The organism is Citrobacter sp. S55_ASV_140 (assembly GCF_018919505.1).
GTDB classification, from domain to species: domain Bacteria; phylum Pseudomonadota; class Gammaproteobacteria; order Enterobacterales; family Enterobacteriaceae; genus Citrobacter; species Citrobacter werkmanii.
Window position 1 is genome coordinate 43,710 of record NZ_JAHLQZ010000004.1, and the last position, 16,425, is coordinate 60,134.

Consider the following 16,425-nt stretch of genomic DNA (forward strand, 5'->3'; position numbering starts at 1 on the left):
CATTTTATCCCCGCGCCGCGCGGAGCATCGCCTGGACTAACGGCACGGGTTTTCCCGCCAGCGCGCCACGTTCATGTTGAAAGAGTGTGCCAACAAAGAAAGGATGCGTTACCAGTTCAATAGCACGAATATCCCCGGCATCATCCCAACCGGTCACCCGGAGATCGCCGCTCTCAAGCTCGGTGGCAAAAGCGTCCGACACACCATAATTGCAGTGATACCCCTCCGTGATAGCATCGCGTCCATAGGCTTTCGCAATCAGCGTATTGGCCCGGAGCTCAATATCATCCGTTTTTTCAACCAACGAGCAGGTCAACGGCGCGATCACCATTCGCCCAGCGGTATCCGTTTCAGCATGCGCGGCATCACTCCAGCCCAGCACGTTTCGGGCATACTCCAGTATGGCGTGTTGGAAACCACCACAGGTGCCTAAAAATGGAATGCTGTTCTCGCGTGCGTAGCGTATCGCAATCAGCGCCCCTTCCGGGTGTCGATAGGGGCTGCCTGGCACGACCCAGATTGCATCATAGCCAATCAGATCTTCGCTGCTGTTGATATCAGAAGTGGTTAGCCAGTCATAATCAGCCACTAACTCCAGCACGGCAGCAGCATCATCAATGGCAAGGGGAATCGCCTGGTGCGCCACAATATCGGGGTTGTAATCGCCCACCAGCGCAATGCGAAGCGTATCTTTTATCGGGGAAATGTCCATTAAGGTTTCCTTATGTCCAGACAATAAGGGACAACATAAGGAGCCTCAGCCTACCGACTTTTCATCGGTATCACAATCCCTTAAATTGGGAGTCCAGGCTGGCAAAATGCTATAATGGTCACGTTTTAGGATCTTATTTAACCGTCATAAAAATGATGCTAAATACCAACGCGGCGGCTTAATGGAGCGGATGAAAAGATGAATATTCAGTGTAAACGCGTGTATGACCCGGCAGAAACAAGCGATGGTTATCGCGTTCTGGTCGATCGGTTGTGGCCACGGGGGATAAAAAAGACCGACCTTGCTTTCAATGAATGGAATAAAGCGCTGACGCCGTCATCAGATTTACGTAAAGCATTCCACGCAGAGCTGATTGATTTTTCTCACTTCTCCCAGCAGTACCGTAGCGAACTGGCCCAACGGCAGCAGGAAGGGAAGCGCCTCGCAGAAATTGCCCGGCAGCAAACCTTAACGCTACTGTATGCGGCGAAGAATACTCAGCAAAACCACGCGCTGGTGCTGGCTGAATGGCTACGTCAATGCTAACAGTGGATCACTTTCCCGCTGCCGGATGATCTCTACGCCAGAGTTCCCATTCATCTATCACTTCCCCTCCGGGGAGTTTGCAGTCAGACCTTACCCCTTGCGGAGTCTGCACCGCAATCAGCGAGCCGCCCTTTTGTTCGCAATACACCGATGCCGGATTCGCCATACCAATTTTCGGCGGCATTGGCGCTTCTGGTTGTGGGGTACTACAACCTGCCAGCACCAGCATGCCGGGCAAAATAACAGACGCCAGTTTCATATCAACTCCTGCTAAGAACGTTATCCGGCAAGATTACCCCGACTCCTCATATATCTCCATGTTTTACCACCGGGTTTCAATTTTATGTTTACATTTTAACCGGGAGCACGTGTTTCATCTTTCACCTTGATGTTCTATCATGCGGGCAACGCCAGCCTTGTCATTACTCAGGAGTATTTACACCTCATGTCGGACATGATCCTCGCCAGAGTCTCACAATCCTTAGCCACGGAGCAGTCTGTTGAGAGTCTGGTTCGGCAACTTCTGGAGATGCTGGAGGTGGTGACAGAGATGGAATCAACCTATTTAACCAAGGTCGATTTAGATGCTCGCCTGCAGCATATTTTGTACGCGCGCAATAGCAAACAAATGCAGATCCCGGAAGGACTGTCCGTCCCGTGGGATGAGACGCTATGCAAACGCGCCATCGAAGATAACTGTCTGTATAGCGACAACGTGCCCGCACGCTGGCCGGAATGCAGCGCAGCCCGCGCGCTGGAAATCACTACGTTTCTCAGCACGCCTGTTCATCTTCCGGACGGAACGTTTTACGGTACGCTCTGTGCCACCAGTCGCCGCCAGCAGGCATTGAGCGAGCGAGGTGAACAGGTGCTGAATCTGTTTGCCGGCCTGATCGCCCAGTCTATTCAAAAAGAGTCGCTGGTCGCTCAGTTACGCGAAGCCAACGCCGCGCTGATTGCGCATTCCTACACCGATGCGCTGACCGGGTTACCGAACCGGCGCTCGATTTTTGAAAATGTTGAAACCCTATTTTCGCTTGCCCGACATCTCCGGCAGAAGGTCGTCGTTGCCTATATTGATTTGGATGATTTCAAACTGATTAATGACCGCTTTGGTCATGAAGTTGGCGACCAGTTCCTGATCCAGATCGGACAGCGCCTGCTCCACGAATGCAGCGACAATGATATCCTTGGTCGACTGGGCGGTGACGAATTTTTAGTCGTTAGCCTGTCGCCGGAAGATGAAAGCGATCGGTGCGAGCGCCTGCAAAAGGTGAAAAATCAGCTGCAACAACGCATTTGCGGCGACTATCACTTGGGCAGCGTCCATCTGTTTTATCCTGGCGCCAGCCTGGGCGTGGTGGAAATTGATCCGCATGAGACCGATGTAAACTGTGCGCTCCACATGGCAGACAGCGCAATGTACAAAGATAAAAAGCGACAGGATAAAACCACTTTTGTCGTACATTAAGCCCTGCTATGCTGGCTCGTCTTTAAATAACTCTGGCAGATAATCCTATGCGACTCGGTATTATTTTCCCCGTCATTATTTTCATTTCCGCTGTCGTTTTCTTATCCTGGTTTTTTGTTGGCGGCTACGCTGCGCCGGGTGCATAACGATGAAAAAAACAACGCTCATTATGATTGGCGTGGCTATCATCGTGGTTCTGGGAACGGAACTGGGCTGGTGGTAACTAATAAAAAGGCCACATATCAGTGGCCTTTCCTCTCTGTATATTGAGTTAGCTTTTGATCTTTCTGTAGATAAACAGCACCACGATCGCGCCGATAACCGCTACGACGAAACTGCCTAAGTTGAAACCATCAACTTTGCCAAAGCCAAAGAAGGTACTGATCCAGCCGCCAACCACCGCACCAACAACCCCCAAGATAATGGTCATAAAGAATCCGCCGCCATCTTTACCCGGCATAATCCATTTTGCCAAAATCCCCGCGATAAGACCGAAAATCACCCATGAAATAATGCCCATTATTTTCCTCACTTATGTTTTTAAGTTAACGATTGACTCGTTGTATAAAAGCATAGCATAGCGCTGAAAAATTATAATTTGTGATCGGCATCACCTGTAATTTTCATCTTTTTCTGATGTTTCATAGAGTTAGCCCAACGACAAAACGGTGATATTTTTGACGCTTCTCGTCAATAGTGACGAATCGACAGTCATTCCTCTCTGCTCTCTGGGCAACAACCCCTGCCAATGCTGGTTTTTCATCTTTGGCATGCTTTATGCTTTAACAACCCGTCACTACGACACATCGTAGCCCGTGATATCTATTCACGTGGCTTCGTCTACAATTCGCGCTATTTCAGCATTTAACAGGTCTGTTATTGATGAAAAAAATCACCAGTGTATGCCCATACTGTGGGGCCGGGTGCAAGCTCAAGCTTGTTGTTGAAAATAACAAAATCATCCGCGCCGAAGCCGCTGAGGGTGTAACGAACCAAAATCAGTTATGCCTGAAAGGCTATTATGGTTGGGACTTTCTGAACGACACCCGCCTTCTGACTCCCCGTCTGACTCGCCCGATGATCCGTTATGAAAAAGGTGGAAAATTCACTCCCGTTAGCTGGGATGAGGCCATTCGTTACACCGCTAAACGCTTATCTGAAATCAAAAATACCTATGGTCCTCGCGCCATCATGACGACAGGTTCCTCCCGGGGAACAGGCAATGAGACCAACTACGTGATGCAAAAATTCGCCCGTGGGGTGCTCAACACCAACAATGTCGACTGCTGTGCCCGCGTCTGTCACGGCCCTTCCGTTGCGGGTCTCCAGGAAACGCTGGGCAATGGCGCAATGAGCAACTCCATCAGCGACATTGAAAACTCAAAATGCCTGCTCATCTTTGGTTATAACTGCGCGGACTCACACCCCATAGTGGCCCGTCGGGTGATTAAAGCTCGTCAGAACGGCGCGAAAATCATTGTTTGCGACCCTCGCCGTATTGAAACCGCCCGTATCGCCGATCAGCATTTGCAGTTAAAAAATGGCTGCAACATGGCGTTGGTCAACGCTTTTGGCCATGTGCTTATTGAAGAGCAGCTTTACGATCGCGAGTACGTGCATAAACATGCCGAAGGTCTGGAAACATACTGGGAAACCGTTAAGGACTATGCCCCTGAAGCCGTAGAACATTTAACCGGCGTCCCTGCACAACAGGTTCGTCAGGCGATGCGTACATTTGCCGCGGCGCCATCGGCAACCGTGATGTGGGGGATGGGCGTCACGCAGTTTGGCCAGGCCGTTGATGTGGTGCGTGGACTGTCGAGCCTGGCCTTACTGACCGGGAATCTGGGACGTCCAAACGTCGGCGTTGGCCCGGTACGCGGGCAAAATAACGTGCAGGGCGCATGTGATATGGGCGTACTGCCTAACCAGTTTCCGGGGTATCAGGACGTGACCGATTTTGCCGTCAGGGAGAAATTCGCCACCGCCTGGGGGATTGACGTTAATCAGATGGATGACAAGGTCGGAACGCGCATCACCGAAGTTCCGCATCTGGCGATTGAGGGCAAAATAAAAGCCTACTACATCATGGGTGAGGATCCGCTGCAAACCGAGGCTGATTTGGGGCTGGTCCGGGAAGGATTTAACGCGCTCGATTTTATCGTCGTGCAGGATATCTTCATGACCAAAACGGCAGAGATGGCCGACGTCCTGTTGCCTGCAACATCATGGGGCGAACACGGTGGCGTCTTTACCTGCGCCGATCGTGGTTTCCAGCGTTTTGAGAAAGCGATTGAACCCCACGGGGATGTTAAACGTGACTGGGAAATTATCAGTCTGTTGGCCAGCGAAATGGGCTATCCGATGCAGTATCAAAATAATCAGCAAATCTGGGATGAGATGCGCGAACTGTGCCCGCTATTCTATGGCGTGACCTATGAGAAAATGGGTGAGATGGGCCATGTTCAGTGGCCTTGTCCGGATCTCGATCACCCGGGCACACCGTATCTTTACGCACACAGCCAGTTTGATACCGCGAATGGCAAAGGCAAACTGTTTGCCGCTCCGTGGCGCGCTCCTGCTGAAGTCCCTGATGAGAACTATCCGCTGGTGTTGTGTACTGTGCGCGAGGTCGGACACTACTCCTGCCGCTCCATGACCGGCAACTGCGCGGCATTACAGGCGCTGGCTGATGAGCCAGGGTATGTTCAAATCAACACCGATGATGCAGAAAAACTGGGTATCCGTCATCGTGACCTGGTGTGGGTAAGCTCGCGCCGAGGCAAGGTCATCAGCCGTGCGGATGTATCTGAGCGTATTAATGCCGGCACAGTGTATATGACCTATCAATGGTGGATTGGCGCGTGTAATGAGTTAACACAGGATAACCTTGATCCGATCTCGAAAACGCCCGAAACCAAATATTGTGCTGTCAAAATTGAGCACATTACCGATCAGGGATGGGCGGAGAAGTATGCCGCACAAACGTACAGCGAAATGAAATCACGCTTGTGTGAGGCCATTGCGTAAATTATCGCCCTGACCGCCTGAGTCTGGCCTTCCAGACTCAGGCCTTTTCCAACTACTTCGCCAGATGTGGTTCACTGAAGCAAATAGCGGCAGACTCATGCTGTTTATCCCGCTGCATAAAACCGAGGTTCATCAGAAACAATCCCACCATAAACGGCAGTTCGTACAATTCTTCAATCAAATCGCCGTAACTGGCGTTATGCAAAAAGACAGGCGCCAGCAGGCGATGATGCTCCACTGTATCGGAAATCAAAAATGCGCAGACGGTGATCGCCAGTAGCCACAGCGGTAGCGGTTCATTACGCAAGCGCCGGGCAATATCCTGGCGTAAGTGCTTCGACAGCAGGACCGGCAGAATAATCATCGCAATTAACACGACTGAGATAGCTCTGAACAGCAGTTTAGGATGCTCCGGGAAGTAATCACGGCCCCAACTGGTGCTTCGGCCCAGTAATACCAGCCACCATACCGCCGCCCAAAGCCAAAATTGCTTCTCGCCTGCAGGACGCGATAAAGGCCGGATGTAGCAGAAAGTAAATACAGCACCAAACAATAACCATAGCGCCTGGCCATTTTCAATCCATGTGACAACCGCGCCATTGAGCAGAGGAAGATGCCAGTTTGCGGTGAACGGGATCGCGACGAGGACCAGTCCAAGAATGAATGCGGATAATGTAAGTCGGGTATTCAATTTCATAAGCGCGAAGTTCTGTATTGTTACTGTTTCACGATCATAACCCCTATGAATGATCAACTATTAGCAAACGATGCGAATTTCTTAAGGTATTCTTAAGAAATCTTTTTCCGGACTGCGATCTATCCGGCGCAAATAAAAAACCGCCCTGCGTTATCAAAATGCAGTGCGGTTTTCAAGTTAAGAATCAATCAGTTCAAACGGTATCAGAAGTGAAAGCACTACCATCCGCAGACTTCATGCTCATTTTCGGTATCGTATGAACGGACGGTATTGACCAGGTCTTTGACCACTTCTGCCGCGACATCCGGAACCAATAATGTCATCGGCGCTTCGGTCTCGTAATCAACAGACACACCGTTGCTGTTATTGGTTACTGTGACGGTATAAGTTGCTTTGCCCATGATTTACTCCTTGCCAGTGCGCACGACTTTTCGTTGATTTGCACTCTCCATCAGTACTTCCGGGGCAACGAAAAAATCGATATTAAAGTAAGTGTCGTCGGTCATCACTTCGATGTTATGCCATTTTTCCGGCGGAAAAACGCAAAACTGACCGGCCTCAATAACCATCACCTCTACTGGCTCTGGGCTGTGTTCATCTGCGTAGCCGAGATATTTGACCGCCCCCTGCATAACTGACAGTCGAGGATAAACCCCGGCACGGGTGCCTTTATCAAGGTGGCGTTCGAAAATTCCGGCAGGTGCAGTTTGTTTGTTCCAGAACGGAGTTGAGCGTGTATGGATATGATTCTGTGGAATTTGAAGCATTTTTCTTCCCTTTTCCAGTCGACAACCAGCGAGTCTTATTGAACCGCTGCTGTGTACAGAGTACGCCTCAAAATATACATTTAAAATACCATTTATTGGTTATAACCATTAGCTGATATGTGTGGGGAAGAAAAGCTTAATATTGAAGCCCGCCATATTCAGCGGGCCAATGATTACGACTGAAGCGTCGCCAGACGGGCAGCAAAACCAACGAAAATCAGACCGATAAGGGAGTTACCCACCTTAGCCAACTTCTTCTTGGTACGAATGTACTGGGTCACAAACGCGCCGGAAAAAATAAGGAAACTCAGGTAGAAAAAGCTCACTATCTCAAGCGTTATAGCCAGAATAAAGAATGACAGCCCTGAGTGCGGCGCATTGACATCAATGAACTGCACGAAGAACGAAACATAAAACAGAATTGCTTTCGGATTAGTCAGGCTCAGAATTAAGGCGCGCTTAAAAATGGCGCCAAACGGGACTTCCTCAGCAGCGGCGTCGCTTGCCTTTGATTTCAGTGTGGCGTACAGGATCTTCGCACCGAGATACAGCAGATAAAAAGCGCCGAGATAACGAACGATATTAAATAAAACAGGCGTGGTTTTGATCAAGGCGGCAACACCGGCATAGGCCAAAAACATCAACACAGCATCACCGATAAACACACCGCTTGCGGCGAGATAACCGCCCTTCACTCCCCGACCAACGCTATTCTTCAACACAAATATCGTATTTGGCCCGGGAACCAGCACTATAAAAATAGCCCCCACCAGATATGTCCAGTAATTCAGAACTCCATACTCTGCAAACACGTTAACCTCTTCCTGAAAAAACACATGCACTTGCTGCAAGACAATATGCTAACGAATGCGCAAGGGGATGGAAAGAGAAGGTTGTTAATTAAAATACCCGCCACCGGCGGCGGGTATGTACCGTTAACTTAGGCCGGATTAATGGTGCAGCATCTCATCCACCACCTCTTCGCCTTTCAACTGATAAGGATAGTAGGTAGGCCAGTTCTCCATTTCTTCGAGCAAGGCTGCCTGCGAGGTATTTCCCATAAAAATATGGAAGTGGCTTGACTTGCGCGGAGCAATGATATGATCGCTGAACTGGACGTATTTAGGCGCTTTGCGATCAGCAGCTTTACACTCAAACAAATAACGTACACCTTTCTTGCCTGATTTATAGTGCAAGATTTTATATCCGGCATAATCGTATTTGCATGATGTAACCTGATTACCGGTATGAAATTCCATCACACCATTTTCAATGCCGATGGTGTCTACGTTAGTTGCATAGCCTTGACGGTAATAATCTTTAATCTGTTCTGCCGTTTTGCTTTTATCTTTCTCCGCTTTCTTTTTGAATACCAGATCAAGTTCGCCACTGACCAGATACGGATAGACAGATTGCCACATGCCATCCCAGTCAGTCAGCGCTCTGTTCTGTACCTGATTATCATCAAACACGCCTTCTGACGCCTTTTGTTCTGTTTCACTCATCGGAACACCATGGGAATGGTGACCGTGAGCCAAAACCTGACCACTGACCAAAATCATCCCCAGAGCGATTGTCAGTTTTTTAAAATGAATAGCCAAAATTTCACCCTCAAATCGTTTGCGAGTGAAATGTTATAATATAACATTACAATTTAATCAACGCCGTAACTTACCGGAACGGGGAAAATCACGGCGTGAGTAGCGCTCGCGTGCAAATCTGATCAAGCAGCGCCTGCTGATGGCTGATAATCAGTATGCCTAACGATCGACGCTGGCACTCTTCGAGCAGCAGCCCCCAGATATCTCTTTGAATGGAAGGATCGAGCTGGGCGGTAATCTCATCGGCAATAAGAAAACGGGTCCGCGGGTCCAGCGCGCGAAGTATGGCGATTCGCGCCAGTTCACCACCAGAAAGCTGTCCGGGGCGACGGGTTAGCCACTCCGGCTTGATATGCAGACGGGTAAGGATTTCCGCGTCGGGCCGCCAGGCGTCATGAACCGCATCGCCGGTGCTACGCCGTGGGTTAAAAGTTAATTCCGGATGCTGCGGTACCAGTTGCACCGGACAATATTGATGCATCGGTAGCGGCTGGTCATCGATAAGAATGTCGCCCGAGGTCGGCTTTTGCCAGCCCGCCAGCACACGTCCCAACGTCGTTTTGCCGGTTCCGCTGGGCGCACAAATCCCAATACGTTCACCGGGGTGCAATGAGAAAGAAAGGTTTTGCCACAGCACCTTCCCTCCCTGGCGAATCACGACATCACGACAGCACAGCATCGCGCACTCCAAACAATTGATTTCTCTCAGGCAGAGCCCGCCATTGACGTTGCAGATGCTCGCTAATTTCCCCGCGCAACAGCTGTTCACGACTAACGTTATCCGACACGCTTCCCTGATACAGCGCGACGATGCGATCCGCATGCTGGGCCGCCAGCGTGAGATCGTGCGTCACCCATAAAACACCAGCCCCTTGCTCACATAAACCACGCAACTGCTCAAGCAGTTGATTAGCCAATGGCGCATCAAGCCAGGCGGTAATTTCGTCAGCCAGAATATAGCGGGCCTGACTCAGCGACGCGTGACAGGCCAGAACACGTTTCGCCATACCGCCTGAAAGCTGACGTGGGAAGGCATCTAATACGCTGGTTTCCAGTTGACTACGCTGGAGCAATTTTTCTATTTTTCCGGCATTCCAGGTTTGGCCGGAGAGCTGACTTGCTCTGCGCAAATGCTTTTCAATTGAGAGCAGCGGGTTCAGGGCCTGAACGCCTTGCGGGACATAGCTGAAGGTATTGCCCCGACATTCGCGGATGTCATGACTGTTCAGCATTTTGCCATCAAGGGTTATGGCGCCGTGCAGACGCAAATTTTCCGGTAACAGATCGAGCAGACATTGCAGGAGCAGACTTTTCCCCTCACCACTTCCCCCAACTAAGGCCACCATCTGACCGGGCGCAACGTCGAAAGAGATATTCTGCAACATCGGAGACCATTTTCTCGCCCCGAACCAACGATAACGCGCTACGTCCAGCGAGACCTGTCTTAAACTCAACATATGTCACCTCGCAACCATAAACGATGCACTGCCCTCGCGAGCTGATCGAATAACATCACCAGGCTGAATAACATCAGCCCCGGAAACAACACTAACCACCAGTCCCCATGACTGATAAACCTCAGCGCATCCGCCAGCAGCAGCCCCAGCGACGGTTCATGCGGCGCCAGTCCAAAACCGAGGAAACTCAACGCCGCGCTGTGCAGCACCGCATGGGGGAACATCAGCAATGTCCCCGTGAGCCATTGAGGTAATAATGCCGGTAAATAGTGATGTCGCCAGCAGTAAAAATGACCATGTCCCAGACGCCATGTCAGCGTCAGATAATCGCTATGGGCAACGCGCTCGGCCTCTGCACGCAGAATCAGTGCGAGGCGCGGCCAGTGGGTTAGCGCTACTGCCATGATCACCCCACTTTTCCCACCGCCCAGCGTAAAACAAATCAAAATAAGCAGCAGCAGATGCGGCATCGACAGCATGGCATCAGTTATCAGACGCATAAGCACGTCCAGACGTGGATGCAGGCGCGACAACGCCGCCATCATTAACGCAATGAAGCCGCTGCACAAGGCTGCGCCAATACCAATTTGCAGACTGGTTAACGCCCCCTGAAAGCAACGCACCCACAGATCGCGACCGAGGTTATCGGTGCCAAACCAGTACAGCGCATCAGGGGGCAGATGACGGGCAAGCAGATTCACATTCAACGGGTTATCCAGCGTGGCCGCGCCATAAACCGCAATGAATAGCAGACAACTAAAAGAGAGCACCAGACGAATAAGCGTCGGCGTCGGATTATAGAGCATCGGGTCGCTCCAGAGCACGGTTCAACACGTGAACAAACCAGGTAGAAAGTGAATTGCCAATAAAAACCAGCACGGTGCTAAACAAGACGATCCCCATCAGTAACGGTAGATCGCCCCGCAAGCCGGCATCAATGGTCGCCTGCCCAAGTCCAGGATAAGCAAAGACCTTTTCTGCCAGCAGCGCGCCCCCCAACAGTTCTCCCAGCGAGGCGAACTGCAGGCACAGCGCGGGCGTGATAGCGTGACGCAGAACCTGATGGCGTAACAGTGACCAACCTTTGTCGCCCTGAGAGCGCGCAAAACGGACAAATTCGCTCTTCATTACGCTGGCGATACTTTCCCGCGTATGAAGCGTAATCTGCCCCAGCCCCAGTAAACTTAGCGCGCAAACGGGAAGCACCAGATGGCGCAGACGCTCGGTTAGTGTCGCCATATCGCTGTTGTTGCCCGGCTCCCACGCACAGCAGACCGGGAATACCGGCCAACGAACGGCAAATAACGCCAGCAGCAGCATGCCAATCCAGAAGGTCGGTAACGAGGAAAGCAGATAGCTGAGGCGACAAATTGCTTTATCCGGCCAGCGATTCAGGTAGCGTCCGGCGACAAATCCCATTGCCGTCCCCACTATACCGGAGAGCAGCCATGCGCCGCTAAGCAGCGCAAACGAGGTAGCAAAGCGCTCCTTGATCACGCTGGCAACCGGCGCATTAAACAACATCGAGTAGCCGAGATCGCCCTGCAATACCCGTATAAACCAGTTACCAAAACGCTCCCACAGCGGCTGATCCAATCCCCAGCGAGCGGCGATACGTGCATATTGTTCCGGTGGCACGTGCAGGAGATCGTTGCCAATATAAGCACGAATCGGATCGACCGGAGAAAAGCTGAGCAGCACAAAAGTGCCAGCCGCAACCAGCACTAATAACACCATCAGCCGGAGAAAATGGCCTACTACAGACTTCATCAACGGCAGGTCCAGGTCCATTCATCCAGATTATTGAGCAGTGACCAGCTCCCGTGAATTTCCGGTGCGCCTTTGCCTAAGTCAATACATGGATTTGCCAGGTAAGTGTGCTGAATATTCAATAACCATGCCCATGCGGCATCGCCCTGTACACCAGCGCCTTGCTTGCCATCCCACTCAACCTGTTGCCAGAAAGGCAGCGCTTTTTGCCAGTCCGGTGCATCAATAGCCTGTTTGAGATGCTCTTCAACGACAGAATTACTGTAGTAACCGGGGTTATAATACTCCACGCCCGCAGCCTGATTGCTGTAATGATGGAACAGCTCCATGGGATCCAGGCTTCCCCAGCCAAACAGCGTCGGGTTGGCATGCATATGACGCTCAACGGTTTCCCAGCTTCCGGATTGCAATGATACCTGGATACCCACAGGCTCCAGCATCGCACGTACGGCTTCGGCTAAATCCCGACGCGTACTGTCACCGCTGGCATACCATAAAGTCAGGCGCGCCTCTTTGCCATCTTTCACTCGTACACCGTCTTTACCCACTTTCCAGCCGGCGTCTTCCAGAATCGTCCGTGCTTTTTCGCTGTCGCCATCTTTGAACGCGACTGACTGCCCCTGCCATGGCAGGCCCTGAACCGCGCTATAGGCGGGGATCGCATGACCTTCCATAACCTGATCGGCGAGCTGCTTACGATCAATGGCGTAATTGATGGCGCGTCTGATCGCGACATCGGCTGTAATATCGTTACCAATCGGATAACCATTGGCGTCTTTTTTACCTGCAGGAATCATCGGGAACACAATGCCCCGATTCTCCACGCTGTCACGCACCCACAGTTTCAAATTCTGCTGCTGAGGGGCAACCGCCATCGAAGGCGCAATACGTACTAATCCCAGTTGCCCACTGCGTGCTGCGGCATAAGCGTTATCTTCATCAAGGAAAACAAACACCAGCTTACTGAAATCATTTTTCTTACCGGCATACCAGGGATTAGCCTCCACAATCAGCTGCTGCCCAGGCTGGAAACTCACCAACCGATAAGGACCTGCGCCAATCGGATGTTTGGCGAATGTTTTTTCGTTATAAAGCTTTGCCGGAACAATCCCTAAAGATCCCAGCACATTCACAAAGGTGCTCTGCGGGCTGCTCAGCGTCACTTCGACCGTGCGGTTATCTTTCAAACTGGCATGAGCGAAGTTCCCCATGTCAATTTTTCCACCACTTTTTGCTGCTTTGTTATAAGTGAACACAACATCTTCAGCGGTTAGCGGCGACCCATCAGAAAATTTAAGGTCAGGTTTTAACGTCAGCGTCCAGGTTTTGCCGTCAGCACTGGTCACCACCTTCTCCGTCAGCAGGTTTCCCCAGCTCATATCTGCATTTTGTTTTAATAACGGCGCATGCAAAAGCAAATAGCTGCCATGACTCCAGCCCAACATTGGGTCAAACCCTTCCGTTGGCTCCGGTCCAATCGCCAGTTTTAACGTCTGACCTGCGCCCGCATTCTGCGCGGCGAGGAGTGGTGAGGTTAATGCGAGAGTTAATGCACACGTCAGGAGTGCCAGCTTGCCTTTGATCATTATTTTATCCAGATTTGCGTTATGTTTATGCCGCTTAACGATGCATCGTCGTTAAGCAGTCTCCTGGGAAAGGGATTATGGCGAAGAGAATTGGCGAAAAAAATGATGCGGCGCAGAAAAGTATGACGATTTTCTAAAATTATCATACTTTTTTCTGATACTCCGTTATGAGTACGATGTGAACCCCAGAAATTGTTTAAAATTCAACCATTCATTCAATAACATATTAATTCAATTCTAATAATTACCATTAAGACTATTGTCTTAACCACCATTCCCTTACGCTAAATCAATGACAATTTATGTATATTTATTCAAGAAAAACACCAGAAATGACAAGTTATGTAAATCCATAATGATAATTATTTGTATTATCATTTTCATCAATTATCTTACTGCCTTTGAATTTTAACAAAGGAAGTTTGACTATGCGTTTAAAACCGATTGCCTCTGTCGTTCTGTCCTGTATGGGTTTTACCAGCCCCCTGGTTTTTGCCGAAGATGTCATGGTAGTCACCGCCTCCGGTTACGAAAAGAAAATTACCAATGCAGCAGCCAGTGTTTCCGTGATTTCGCAGCAAGAGTTACAAACCAATAAATATAATGATTTAGGTGAAGCCCTGCGTTCAGTAGAGGGCGTGGATGTCGAAAGCAGCACCGGTAAAACCGGTGGTCTGGAGATCAGCATCCGTGGCATGCCTGCGAGCTATACCCTGATACTGATTGACGGTATTCGTCAAAACGGCAGCAGCGATGTAACGCCAAACGGCTTCTCTGCCATGAATACCAGCTTTATGCCCCCGCTGGCGGCAATCGATCATATCGAAGTGATCCGCGGCCCAATGTCGACGCTGTATGGCTCCGACGCAATCGGTGGCGTGGTGAACATCATTACCAAAAAAAGTACCGATAAATGGAGCACCTCCATCAATACCGGCGTTAACCTGCAAGAGAGTAATAAATGGGGTAACAGTACGGTGGCCAACTTTTGGTCCAGCGGTCCGTTAATCGCAGGCGTGCTGGATATGCAGGTTCGCGGGAGCACAACGCAGCGCCAGGGCTCAAGTGTCACCTCTTTGAGCGATACCGCCTCTACTCGCGTACCCTATCCAACTGAATCTGAGAACTATAATATCGGCACGCGCCTGGACTGGAAAACCAATGAGAACAACACGTTGTGGTTAGATCTCGACTCTGCCAGACAGCGCTATGACAATGACGATGGACAGTTGGGCAACCTGACGGGAGGTTATGATAAAACGCTGCGCTATGAGCGCAACAAAGTGACTCTCGGCCACGATACCGCTTTAACGTTCGGCACCTGGAAATCTTCCCTCGGCTGGAATGAAACCGAGAACAAAGGCCGACAACTGGTCTCCTCCGCGCTCACGCCGGAAAACGCGGGCCGTGCCGGTGATGCGCGAGAACTCAAGAACACTAACGTCATTCTGGACTCGGTGCTGCTGACGCCATTAGGTGACTCACACCTGTTAACCCTTGGTGGGGAATACTGGGATGCGCGAATGAAAGACGGTGTCGTACTGGCCAATACCGGCGAGACGTTCCACCAAAAAACGTGGGCTGCCTATGCGGAAGATGAATGGCATATTCTAGACTCACTGGCGTTAACCGCAGGTACCCGTTATGAACATAATGATGTCTTTGGCGGCCACCTGAGTCCTCGCGCCTATATGGTTTGGGATGTCTCCGATGAGTGGACGCTCAAAGGCGGTGTTACTACAGGTTATAAAGCGCCCTCACTCAGCCAGTTGCATAACGGCATTAGCGGCGTAACTGCGCAAGGAACCGTTAATACTGTCGGTAACCCTGACCTCAAGCCGGAAGAAAGTATCAGCTACGAAACCGGGCTATATTATGAAAACGAGGCCGGACTGAACGCCAACGTTACCGGCTTCTATACCGAATATAAAAATAAAATTGTCTCGTATTCTATCGATGATAATACCAACAGCTATACCAATAGCGGTAAGGCAAGGACCGATGGTATTGAATTCGCCAGCACCTTCCCTCTCTGGTCGGACGTACTGAGTTTATCTCTTAACTACACCTACACACAGAGCAAGCAAAAAGATGGTGATAATAAAGGCGCACCGTTGAGCTATACCCCCAAACATATGGCTAACGCCCGCCTGAACTGGCAGGCTACAGAAGATATGAACGCCTGGTTGAGCGCCCGTTATCGCGGTAAGGCGCCACGCTTTACCGAAAATTACGAGAACCTCAGCGCGGTACAAAAGGCGGTGTATGACGACAAAGGCGCGAATTTAAAAGCCTGGACCGTTCTCGATATGGGAATGTCTTATAAGCTGACCAAAGACCTGACGCTGAATACGGCAGTCAATAACGTACTGGATAAAGACTTCAGCGAAGTTAAACTGTATCAGGTTGGTCGCAATAGCACCTACGCAGGTGACTACTATCAGACTGCACAATCCACTACCGGCTACGTAAATCCGGGTCGTAACTACTGGGTTTCGTTAAACTATCAGTTCTAATTTTAAAATGTTTTATTGGCAGGACTATCTCTGATAGTCCTGTTCCAATATGAAACTGATATCATCCTCGCGTATATGAATTCGATATTCCCGTCTAAACAACATTAACACACCCCTATTTTTGTGCGTGCTTAATGTTGATATTAATAAAATGTGAGTTGATACCGTAAGTTATCAACAATGACCTACAAAGCATAAACAAAAAACTTATCTATTATTTATCTAACTAAATAATAGATAAACAGCCAGAACAATACTGTCATGCATAAACG

The 16,425-nt window shown here is 50.2% G+C and carries 19 protein-coding genes; 6 read left to right on the forward strand and 13 right to left on the reverse strand.

Features of this window, described 5'->3' with window-relative positions; translation table 11 throughout:
* Positions 1 to 4: 4 nt before the first annotated feature.
* Complete coding sequence (locus tag KQJ18_RS01595; protein ID WP_087857705.1) at positions 5 to 712, reverse strand: CTP synthase; 708 nt, start codon at positions 710 to 712, stop codon at positions 5 to 7.
* Between the two features lie 198 nt (positions 713 to 910).
* Between KQJ18_RS01595 and KQJ18_RS01600 the strand changes: the two genes are divergently transcribed.
* Positions 911 to 1,258, forward strand: a complete 348-nt coding sequence (locus tag KQJ18_RS01600; RefSeq protein ID WP_137347171.1) for a DUF488 domain-containing protein — start codon at positions 911 to 913, stop codon at positions 1,256 to 1,258.
* Between the two features lie 7 nt (positions 1,259 to 1,265).
* On the opposite strand, the gene KQJ18_RS01605 is transcribed toward KQJ18_RS01600, so the two are convergent.
* Positions 1,266 to 1,517 carry a DUF333 domain-containing protein gene (locus KQJ18_RS01605; RefSeq protein ID WP_087857707.1) on the reverse strand — a complete coding sequence of 84 codons (252 nt, stop codon included), beginning with the start codon at positions 1,515 to 1,517 and terminating at the stop codon, positions 1,266 to 1,268.
* 186 nt (positions 1,518 to 1,703) lie between these two features.
* Here KQJ18_RS01605 and KQJ18_RS01610 point away from each other — a divergent pair, with 186 nt between their 5' ends.
* The 3 genes from KQJ18_RS01610 to yoaJ are packed head-to-tail and all read left to right on the forward strand — an operon-like array spanning position 1,704 to position 2,952.
* On the forward strand, positions 1,704 to 2,729 hold the full coding sequence (locus KQJ18_RS01610; protein ID WP_087857708.1) for a sensor domain-containing diguanylate cyclase: 1,026 nt from the start codon (positions 1,704 to 1,706) through the stop codon (positions 2,727 to 2,729).
* Positions 2,730 to 2,776: 47 nt separating this feature from the next.
* Complete coding sequence (locus KQJ18_RS01615) at positions 2,777 to 2,875, forward strand: YoaK family small membrane protein (RefSeq protein WP_038640017.1); 99 nt, start codon at positions 2,777 to 2,779, stop codon at positions 2,873 to 2,875.
* Between the two features lie 2 nt (positions 2,876 to 2,877).
* A complete protein-coding gene (yoaJ, locus tag KQJ18_RS01620; protein WP_099530266.1) occupies positions 2,878 to 2,952 on the forward strand; it encodes a protein YoaJ in 75 nt (24 codons plus the stop codon).
* A 48-nt stretch (positions 2,953 to 3,000) separates the two neighbouring features.
* Here yoaJ and KQJ18_RS01625 read toward each other — a convergent pair whose 3' ends face one another.
* Positions 3,001 to 3,249, reverse strand: coding sequence for a GlsB/YeaQ/YmgE family stress response membrane protein (locus KQJ18_RS01625; RefSeq protein WP_216421281.1), 249 nt, complete (start codon positions 3,247 to 3,249; stop codon positions 3,001 to 3,003).
* A 362-nt stretch (positions 3,250 to 3,611) separates the two neighbouring features.
* On the opposite strand from KQJ18_RS01625, the gene fdhF reads away from it, so the two are divergent.
* Complete coding sequence (gene fdhF / locus KQJ18_RS01630; protein WP_038640011.1) at positions 3,612 to 5,759, forward strand: formate dehydrogenase subunit alpha; 2,148 nt, start codon at positions 3,612 to 3,614, stop codon at positions 5,757 to 5,759.
* Between the two features lie 52 nt (positions 5,760 to 5,811).
* Here fdhF and KQJ18_RS01635 read toward each other — a convergent pair whose 3' ends face one another.
* From KQJ18_RS01635 to KQJ18_RS01680, 10 genes are all read right to left on the reverse strand, one after another.
* On the reverse strand, positions 5,812 to 6,456 hold the full coding sequence (locus KQJ18_RS01635; protein ID WP_085049529.1) for a hypothetical protein: 645 nt from the start codon (positions 6,454 to 6,456) through the stop codon (positions 5,812 to 5,814).
* 218 nt (positions 6,457 to 6,674) lie between these two features.
* Positions 6,675 to 6,857 (reverse strand): DUF1869 domain-containing protein, encoded by a 183-nt coding sequence (locus KQJ18_RS01640; protein ID WP_003832433.1) that lies wholly within the window; start codon positions 6,855 to 6,857, stop codon positions 6,675 to 6,677.
* Positions 6,858 to 6,860: 3 nt separating this feature from the next.
* Positions 6,861 to 7,223 (reverse strand): DUF1971 domain-containing protein YeaR, encoded by a 363-nt coding sequence (gene yeaR / locus KQJ18_RS01645; protein ID WP_121528941.1) that lies wholly within the window; start codon positions 7,221 to 7,223, stop codon positions 6,861 to 6,863.
* A gap of 173 nt (positions 7,224 to 7,396) precedes the next feature.
* Complete coding sequence (gene leuE / locus KQJ18_RS01650) at positions 7,397 to 8,035, reverse strand: leucine efflux protein LeuE (RefSeq protein ID WP_032940118.1); 639 nt, start codon at positions 8,033 to 8,035, stop codon at positions 7,397 to 7,399.
* A 138-nt stretch (positions 8,036 to 8,173) separates the two neighbouring features.
* On the reverse strand, positions 8,174 to 8,824 hold the full coding sequence (gene zinT, locus KQJ18_RS01655; RefSeq protein WP_216421288.1) for a metal-binding protein ZinT: 651 nt from the start codon (positions 8,822 to 8,824) through the stop codon (positions 8,174 to 8,176).
* Positions 8,825 to 8,912: 88 nt separating this feature from the next.
* A complete protein-coding gene (locus tag KQJ18_RS01660) occupies positions 8,913 to 9,503 on the reverse strand; it encodes an ATP-binding cassette domain-containing protein (RefSeq protein WP_121528939.1) in 591 nt (196 codons plus the stop codon).
* The gene (locus KQJ18_RS01665) at positions 9,487 to 10,281 is read right to left on the reverse strand and encodes an ATP-binding cassette domain-containing protein (RefSeq protein ID WP_087857710.1); all 795 of its coding nucleotides are present in this window, start codon (positions 10,279 to 10,281) and stop codon (positions 9,487 to 9,489) included. The genes KQJ18_RS01660 and KQJ18_RS01665 overlap by 17 nt, the downstream gene beginning before the upstream one ends.
* Complete coding sequence (locus KQJ18_RS01670; protein ID WP_069324310.1) at positions 10,275 to 11,087, reverse strand: ABC transporter permease; 813 nt, start codon at positions 11,085 to 11,087, stop codon at positions 10,275 to 10,277. Before KQJ18_RS01670 ends, KQJ18_RS01665 begins: the two co-directional genes overlap by 7 nt.
* The gene (locus KQJ18_RS01675) at positions 11,077 to 12,051 is read right to left on the reverse strand and encodes an ABC transporter permease (protein WP_085049564.1); all 975 of its coding nucleotides are present in this window, start codon (positions 12,049 to 12,051) and stop codon (positions 11,077 to 11,079) included. Before KQJ18_RS01675 ends, KQJ18_RS01670 begins: the two co-directional genes overlap by 11 nt.
* Positions 12,051 to 13,637, reverse strand: a complete 1,587-nt coding sequence (locus KQJ18_RS01680) for an ABC transporter substrate-binding protein (RefSeq protein WP_087857711.1) — start codon at positions 13,635 to 13,637, stop codon at positions 12,051 to 12,053. Before KQJ18_RS01680 ends, KQJ18_RS01675 begins: the two co-directional genes overlap by 1 nt.
* A 428-nt stretch (positions 13,638 to 14,065) precedes the next feature.
* Between KQJ18_RS01680 and KQJ18_RS01685 the strand changes: the two genes are divergently transcribed.
* Complete coding sequence (locus tag KQJ18_RS01685) at positions 14,066 to 16,153, forward strand: TonB-dependent receptor (RefSeq protein WP_038639972.1); 2,088 nt, start codon at positions 14,066 to 14,068, stop codon at positions 16,151 to 16,153.
* Positions 16,154 to 16,425: the final 272 nt, after the last annotated feature.

What these genes read in the sequence shown, in the direction of transcription:
- KQJ18_RS01600 (WP_137347171.1), top strand. Translation starts at nt 911, where the DNA reads ATGAATATTCAGTGTAAACGCGTGTATGACCCGGCAGAAACAAGCGAT.
- KQJ18_RS01635 (WP_085049529.1), bottom strand. Translation starts at nt 6,456, where the DNA reads ATGAAATTGAATACCCGACTTACATTATCCGCATTCATTCTTGGACTG.
- KQJ18_RS01685 (WP_038639972.1), top strand. Translation starts at nt 14,066, where the DNA reads ATGCGTTTAAAACCGATTGCCTCTGTCGTTCTGTCCTGTATGGGTTTT.
- KQJ18_RS01670 (WP_069324310.1), bottom strand. Translation starts at nt 11,087, where the DNA reads ATGCTCTATAATCCGACGCCGACGCTTATTCGTCTGGTGCTCTCTTTT.
- KQJ18_RS01595 (WP_087857705.1), bottom strand. Translation starts at nt 712, where the DNA reads ATGGACATTTCCCCGATAAAAGATACGCTTCGCATTGCGCTGGTGGGC.
- yeaR (WP_121528941.1), bottom strand. Translation starts at nt 7,223, where the DNA reads ATGCTTCAAATTCCACAGAATCATATCCATACACGCTCAACTCCGTTC.
- fdhF (WP_038640011.1), top strand. Translation starts at nt 3,612, where the DNA reads ATGAAAAAAATCACCAGTGTATGCCCATACTGTGGGGCCGGGTGCAAG.
- KQJ18_RS01640 (WP_003832433.1), bottom strand. Translation starts at nt 6,857, where the DNA reads ATGGGCAAAGCAACTTATACCGTCACAGTAACCAATAACAGCAACGGT.
- KQJ18_RS01615 (WP_038640017.1), top strand. Translation starts at nt 2,777, where the DNA reads ATGCGACTCGGTATTATTTTCCCCGTCATTATTTTCATTTCCGCTGTC.
- KQJ18_RS01625 (WP_216421281.1), bottom strand. Translation starts at nt 3,249, where the DNA reads ATGGGCATTATTTCATGGGTGATTTTCGGTCTTATCGCGGGGATTTTG.
- KQJ18_RS01675 (WP_085049564.1), bottom strand. Translation starts at nt 12,051, where the DNA reads ATGAAGTCTGTAGTAGGCCATTTTCTCCGGCTGATGGTGTTATTAGTG.
- KQJ18_RS01660 (WP_121528939.1), bottom strand. Translation starts at nt 9,503, where the DNA reads ATGCTGTGCTGTCGTGATGTCGTGATTCGCCAGGGAGGGAAGGTGCTG.
- KQJ18_RS01605 (WP_087857707.1), bottom strand. Translation starts at nt 1,517, where the DNA reads ATGAAACTGGCGTCTGTTATTTTGCCCGGCATGCTGGTGCTGGCAGGT.
- KQJ18_RS01665 (WP_087857710.1), bottom strand. Translation starts at nt 10,281, where the DNA reads ATGTTGAGTTTAAGACAGGTCTCGCTGGACGTAGCGCGTTATCGTTGG.
- KQJ18_RS01610 (WP_087857708.1), top strand. Translation starts at nt 1,704, where the DNA reads ATGTCGGACATGATCCTCGCCAGAGTCTCACAATCCTTAGCCACGGAG.
- KQJ18_RS01680 (WP_087857711.1), bottom strand. Translation starts at nt 13,637, where the DNA reads ATGATCAAAGGCAAGCTGGCACTCCTGACGTGTGCATTAACTCTCGCA.